The organism is Embleya sp. NPDC056575 (assembly GCF_042793325.1).
Classification (GTDB): Bacteria; Actinomycetota; Actinomycetes; order Streptomycetales; family Streptomycetaceae; genus Embleya.
In genome coordinates, this window is record NZ_JBHTVA010000200.1 from 1 (window position 1) to 1,102 (window position 1,102).

At 43.6% G+C, this 1,102-nt stretch carries 1 protein-coding gene and 1 pseudogene; one reads left to right on the top strand and one right to left on the bottom strand.

Annotated features, from left to right (window positions below; all coding sequences use genetic code 11):
* Positions 1–513: hypothetical protein (locus ACFRCG_RS48735; protein WP_380043123.1), on the bottom strand; the 513-nt coding region annotated here is incomplete at its 3' end.
* A gap of 229 nt (positions 514–742) precedes the next feature.
* Between ACFRCG_RS48735 and rapF the strand changes: the two are divergent.
* A pseudogene (gene rapF / locus ACFRCG_RS48740) lies at positions 743–1,102 on the top strand (response regulator aspartate phosphatase RapF); the annotation flags it as partial.

The following is a 1,102-nucleotide window of genomic DNA, read 5'->3' on the forward strand; positions in this document are numbered from 1 at the left end:
CGCGTAGACGGGTTCCGGCTCCGGTACAAGCACAATCGTCCCCGTCACCGATAAAGGACTGCCGTAAAACGGCGGAACAACAACAAGGTTCTCAATCGTGATGTCACTGATATCCGGGCAATCATCCGGTTCATCGGAATAATAGACGACTTGATCGATTTCTGCATTGTGAATGACGGAAACAGCCCCGTCCCCTTGTCCATATTGATTTCGCACAGGTGAGACACTGACGAGTAGCGTAACGGTTCCCTGCAGGCGCACTGCAAATTGAACACCGACCTCATCAGGCTCTGGCCCCGTTTGAATTAAGCAACGGTCACTGACACAAGAAAGGCTGTCTGCATTCCACGTCACGTTTGCAACAGCTTCAGCCGGATCAACGACAAATCCTTCAGATAATTCAATCGGCGCTTGAAACATGGCTTCTCGGCTTGCTTCTCCCTCACAAAAACATAAGCACTCTTCTTGTTCTGCTCCTGCTTTTTCTTTAAAGGAAAGCTTGTTTTTTCTCATTCCTTCACTTCCTTTTCAGACATACACTGCTCACGCAGATATAACAGAATATGGAAGAGTAACGTGTTTGCTTGTACAAATTGCTGAGGGTAAACGCTTCTTTTTGAAAATATATCTCCAAACATGCGGTGTAACGAAAGAAAAAATTGCGGTTTTTTTGCGCTTCTCACAAGAATGTTGATGATAAAATATGACATATATAGAATTATGAAGGGAGGGATTTGCAAAAGTGACAGGTGTCATATCTTCTTCTTCCATCGGAGAAAAGATTAACGAATGGTATATGTACATACGCCGATTTAGCATACCCGATGCAGAATATTTGCGACGAGAAATCAAGCAAGAGCTGGATCAAATGGAAGAAGATCAAGACCTTCATTTGTACTATTCACTGATGGAGTTTCGGCACAACCTGATGCTTGAGTACCTTGAACCGTTAGAAAAAATGAGGATTGAGGAACAGCCGAGACTGTCTGATCTGCTGCTTGAGATTGATAAAAAACAGGCTCGTTTAACTGGTCTGCTTGAGTACTATTTTAATTTCTTCAGAGGCATGTATGAGCTGGATCGCCGTGAATATGTATTAGCC